Below are 4,786 nucleotides of genomic sequence, written 5' to 3' on the forward strand. Positions count from 1 at the left end.
GCGGTGAAGTTCGTGCGCAAGATCGCCTCGATGCCGGCCATGGCCGACATCATCGAGGAAGAGGTTCTGCCTGGTCCGTCAATCACTTCCGACGCCGATCTGATTCAGGATTTCAGGAAACGTTCGGGCACCGTCTATCACCCGGTGTCGACCTGCCGCATGGCTCCGGACGCCGCGCGCGCCGTCGTCGATCCAAGGCTTCGGGTGCACGGGTTGAGCGGTCTGCGCGTCATCGACGCGTCGATCTTTCCCGACAATATCACGGGCAACACCAACGCCGCTTCGATCCTCACCGGATGGAAAGGCGCCGAGCTGGTTCTGGAGGATCGGAAATGAAAGTCACCGACGTCAAGACCTGGGTTGTCGGCAACCCGCCGCCGGGCATCGGCGGCAAGTATTTCATCTTCGTCAAGCTCACCACCGATGGGGGCGTGGTCGGTTACGGCGAGGCTTACAACGCGACCTTCTCGGCGCATGTCACGGCCAGGATGATCGAGGACATGGCCGAGCGCTATCTCGTCGGCCGCGATCCGCACGATGTCGAGAACCTCTTCCGCCGCGTCTATTCGTCCGGCTTCACCCAGCGCCCCGATGTCTCCGGCATGGGCTGCTTCTCGGCGCTCGAAATGGCCTGCTGGGACATCGTCGGCAAGGAGGCGAACAAGCCGGTCTACAAGTTGCTCGGCGGCCAGGTGCACGAGACGCTGCGCTCCTATACCTATCTCTATCCGCACGCCGGCAGCGTCCATTCCGAGGATGCGCGCGGCCAGAATGTCTACAACGATCCCGACATGGCCGCCGCCTGCGCGCTCGAATATGTCGAGCAGGGTTTCAACGCCGTGAAGCTCGATCCGGCCGGCCCCTACACCGCCTATGACGGCCACCAGCCGCGCCTCATCGACATCGACCTTTCGGCGCGCATGGTCAAGGCGATCCGCGAGGCCGTCGGCACCAGGGCGGACATCCTGTTCGGCACGCATGGCCAGTTCACCGCTTCCGGCGCGCTGCGGCTGGCCCGCGCCATCGAGCCTTACGACCCGTTGTGGTTCGAGGAGCCGGTGCCGCCGGACATGCCCGAGGTGATGGCGCAAGTGGCACGCGGCACTTCCATTCCAATCGCCACCGGCGAGCGGCTGACGACGAAATTCGAATTCGCCCGCGTCATCGAGAACCGCGCCGCCACCATCCTGCAGCCGGACCTTGGCCGCTCAGGCGGTATTCTCGAGACCAAGAAGATCGCCGCCATGGCCGAGGCCTACCACATCCAGGTCGCGCCGCACTGCTATTGCGGGCCGATCGTCGGTGCCGCCAACATCCAGCTTGCAGTGACGCTGCCCAACTTCCTCATCCTGGAATCGCTCAAGCAGTGGGACGGGTTTCACGCCACGCTGCTCAAGAAGAAGATCGAGTGGCAGGACGGCAACGTCATTCCGTCGAAGGAACCCGGCCTCGGCGTCGAGCTCAACGAGGAGGTCTGCGACGCGTACCCCTATAGCGGCAAGGACCTGCATCTGCAGATGATGCAGACGCCGCTGATGCCGTGACCCTCGCCTACGCCTTCATCGGCCTCGGCCATCTCGGCGGCAACCTTGCCGCCAGCCTGCTGCGCAACGGTTTTGCCGTCACCGTCTTCGACTGCGATCCGGCGGCTGTCGAGCGCCTTGTCGCGCTCGGCGGCACGGCGGCAAGGAGTCCTGCCGAAGCAGCCGCGCGCGCCGGCAATGCGATCACCTGCCTGCCCTCCCCGAAAGTCAGCGAAGCGGTGCTCGCCGGCCCCGACGGCTTGCTCGATGGCCTGCCCGCCGGCGGCACCTGGATCGAGATGTCGACCAATGGCCGCGACGAGATCCTGCGGCTGGCGGCGCTTGCTTCGGCGAAGGGCGTCGAGACGCTGGAATGTCCGGTCACCGGCGGCGTGCATCTGGCGGCGGCAGGCAGGATCACTGCGCTGGTCGGCGGCGATGCCGCGCTTTACGAGCGGCACCGGCCGGCGATCGAAGCGATGTGCGCCAAGTCCTTCCTCATGGGGCCGGTCGGCTCGGCGGCCGTGATCAAGGTCATCACCAATATGCTCGCCTTCGTCCATCTCGTCGCCGCCGGCGAAGCGTTGATGCTGGCCAAGCAAGGCGGGCTCGACCTCGCCCAAGCCTATCATGCGATCGTCGCCTCCTCCGGCAACAGCTTCGTACACGAGACCGAAAGCCAGCTGGTGCTGAACGGCTCCTACGACATTGGCTTCACCATGGACCTTGCGCTGAAGGATCTCGGCTTCGCGCTTGCCATGGGCAGGGATTTCGGCGTGCCGCTCGATCTCGCCGCCCGCGTCAACGCCATCTTTGAAGAGGGCAAGCGGGCCTATGGCGGGGACGCCTGGTCGACGCAGATAGTCAAGCTGCTCGAGGATGCAGTCGGAGCGGAACTCCGCGCCCCGGGCTTCCCGGCCAGGCTGGGAAAATAGTCGGCAAATTTTTCGCCAGCTATTTCAAGAGCCTGGCTGCGCTCACGGAATCTGTCCTGGAGGACGTTGATTCAACATCTCAGCGTCAGCGCGCCGGGCAGGATCTCGAAAGTCGCCGGGATCCGGCCCGGCGACTCGCCGTCTATGTCGACCAGCGCCCCGTTCTTCTCCGCATCGCCCAGCGGCTCGACCAGCACCTTGCGACCGCGCAGGATCGTGATCGCTGGATGGTTGCGGTGACGCCCGCCATAAAGCAGCCGGATGTCGCGGATCAGCCCGAGCTTGTTCGCCGCCCGCACGATGACGATGTCGAACTGCCCGTCCGAGAGCTCGGCGTCGGGCGCGATCATCATGCCGCCGCCGAAGAACTTCCCATTGGCGACCGCCACCAGCGCCATGCGGGCCTCGACCGGCTCGCCGTCGTCTATGGTGATCCTGACGTCCTGGAAGCGGTAGCGGAGGAACTCCAGCACCGTGCGCCAGAAGAACAGCGCCTTGACCGAGACCCTGCCCTTGCGCTTGTCGGAATTGACGGCGCGATCCGTGGCGCCTGAAAGGCCGAGGCTGGCGATGTTGATGAAATGGCGGCTGGCCAGCGCGCCGTGGTCGTCGATGTAGGTGACGCGCCCGGCATCGACCTTGCGCGGGCTTGCACCGGCGATGCGCGCTAGCGCTGCCTCGATTTCATCCGACAGTCCCAATCCGCGCGCGAAGTCGATGCCGGTGCCGCATGGCAGCAGCCCGAGCTCGCTCGCCCGGCCGGTCTCATGCTCTGCCTGCAGCAGCCCGTCAGCCACCTCGCTCGCCGTGCCGTCGCCACCGGCGGCAATCACCAGGTCGCAGCCGTCGACCGCCAGGTCGATCGCCAGCCGCTCGGCGTCGCCGCTGGTCTGTGTCTCGCGCAGATCGAAATCGCCGAAATGCTTCCTGAGCGATGTGGCGACCCTGGGCCAACGCCGCTTGAGTTTGCCGCCTCCGGCAATCGGATTGAGAACCACCCCGACCTTCAATCTGACCTCCCCCGAGGCAAGTTGCCTAAAAGCATACGGCGGCTTCGGGCAATGACATGCCCCAGTCCTTTGCCGGCATTGAAACGCGGGCCGGCGGGCGGGGCAAGGCTCCATCGTCCTAGGGCGACAGAAATACGGGGGCAGGCTGTCTAAGGGGTTTGGCCGGCAAATTCCGAGGCTTGTCGCATCGGTCCCCGATAATCCCGCTATCCACAGGTTGGCGGGCATTTCGCAAAGCCCTTACCCGGCGTACATTGAACCCATCTCAGGCGGCTACCGAACGCCTCGCCGAAAGGCAAAGCGCAAGGCGGATTTCCTGAGGCCCGCACGACCCGGATCGAGAGCAGGTTCGCCTGTTGGAGGGACGGATGTCGGCGGGGCCGCGGAAAGCGTGCGAACGCCGACGGCGGACCGATGCTGCCATGAAGGCGGTGAAACCTTCGATGGCGCGCCGGGGAAGCCCGCAAGGGTGGAGATCGGCGTGGTCTGGAACGGGCGCTGCCCCTCGGGTGGCGACTGGCAGGACCGTCAAAATCAAGGCCAGCCTGGCGCGACACCTTTTGGGAGTTGCTGCCGCGACTGGTTCCTGATCTGACAGGGAGGCGCTGGGAGAAATCCCAGCGCCGACTGTCTTTTTGGGCTGCCGCTTTCCTGCAATTGATGCTTTCCCGCCACAGTCGCAAGCCAAGCAACCTTCCGTAACATGTGGTCATGCACAATTCACAAATGCGGCCAAATCCCGCCTTGTTCCCCGGCGATTGATCAGCCTTGGAACGAATTCAAAGGGACAAGACCGTGATCAAGACCGCCCTTGTCGCCATGACCATCGTCGGCTGCGACTGCGACGCCAAGCTTTGCGAATATATCGGCGAGACGCCCGCCAAATGGGCGACGATCGCCGACTGCGAAGCGGCGATGAAGAGCCAGATGCTGCATCAGCGCAACTTCAACCGCCCGCTGGTTTCCGGCATCTGCCGCACCAAGGGTTCGGCATCGACCTCGGAACTCGCCGCGAAAGCGTCGGGGCCGGAGCTGAAGCCGACGAACGGCGTCGTCGAAACCATCGCCCCATTGCCGCCCGAGCTCAGCCATCGCCCGACCGTCGCGGTTGGCGGAACGGTGACGGCCAGCGAGACGGAGGCCGCGCGACCGGTCGCCTTCGAGGCTGCGGTCGACGGTGGCAGCGCCGTGCTCTACCGCACCAAGACCGGCTATGCCGTGGTCAAAACCGACCTCGGCCGCGCGGCTGACGCGACCGTGGACATGGCGAAGCGATCGGCGGACTGGCTGGCAGGATTGGTGCCGAGCGGGCTGTAGG

5 protein-coding genes are annotated in these 4,786 nt (G+C 65.1%); 4 read left to right on the forward strand and 1 reads right to left on the reverse strand.

What is annotated here, in order from left to right; genetic code table 11:
• From EOA29_RS25335 to EOA29_RS25345, 3 genes are all read left to right on the forward strand, one after another.
• The coding region (locus EOA29_RS25335) for a GMC oxidoreductase (RefSeq protein WP_245468533.1) at positions 1-336 on the forward strand (336 nt) is incomplete at its 5' end.
• Positions 333-1,544 (forward strand): mandelate racemase/muconate lactonizing enzyme family protein, encoded by a 1,212-nt coding sequence (locus tag EOA29_RS25340; RefSeq protein ID WP_126092414.1) that lies wholly within the window; start codon positions 333-335, stop codon positions 1,542-1,544. The genes EOA29_RS25335 and EOA29_RS25340, both read left to right, overlap by 4 nt.
• Positions 1,541-2,458, forward strand: coding sequence for an NAD(P)-dependent oxidoreductase (locus EOA29_RS25345; protein WP_126092413.1), 918 nt, complete (start codon positions 1,541-1,543; stop codon positions 2,456-2,458). The genes EOA29_RS25340 and EOA29_RS25345 overlap by 4 nt, the downstream gene beginning before the upstream one ends.
• Positions 2,459-2,529: 71 nt before the next feature.
• Here the strand turns inward: EOA29_RS25345 and EOA29_RS25350 are convergent, their stop codons facing one another.
• The gene (locus tag EOA29_RS25350; protein WP_126092412.1) at positions 2,530-3,468 is read right to left on the reverse strand and encodes a diacylglycerol kinase family protein; all 939 of its coding nucleotides are present in this window, start codon (positions 3,466-3,468) and stop codon (positions 2,530-2,532) included.
• Positions 3,469-4,263: 795 nt separating this feature from the next.
• Here EOA29_RS25350 and EOA29_RS25355 point away from each other — a divergent pair.
• Complete coding sequence (locus EOA29_RS25355) at positions 4,264-4,785, forward strand: hypothetical protein (RefSeq protein ID WP_126092411.1); 522 nt, start codon at positions 4,264-4,266, stop codon at positions 4,783-4,785.
• Position 4,786 lies beyond the last annotated feature (1 nt).

The organism is Mesorhizobium sp. M1E.F.Ca.ET.063.01.1.1 (genome assembly GCF_003998155.1).
Classification (GTDB): domain Bacteria; phylum Pseudomonadota; class Alphaproteobacteria; order Rhizobiales; family Rhizobiaceae; genus Mesorhizobium.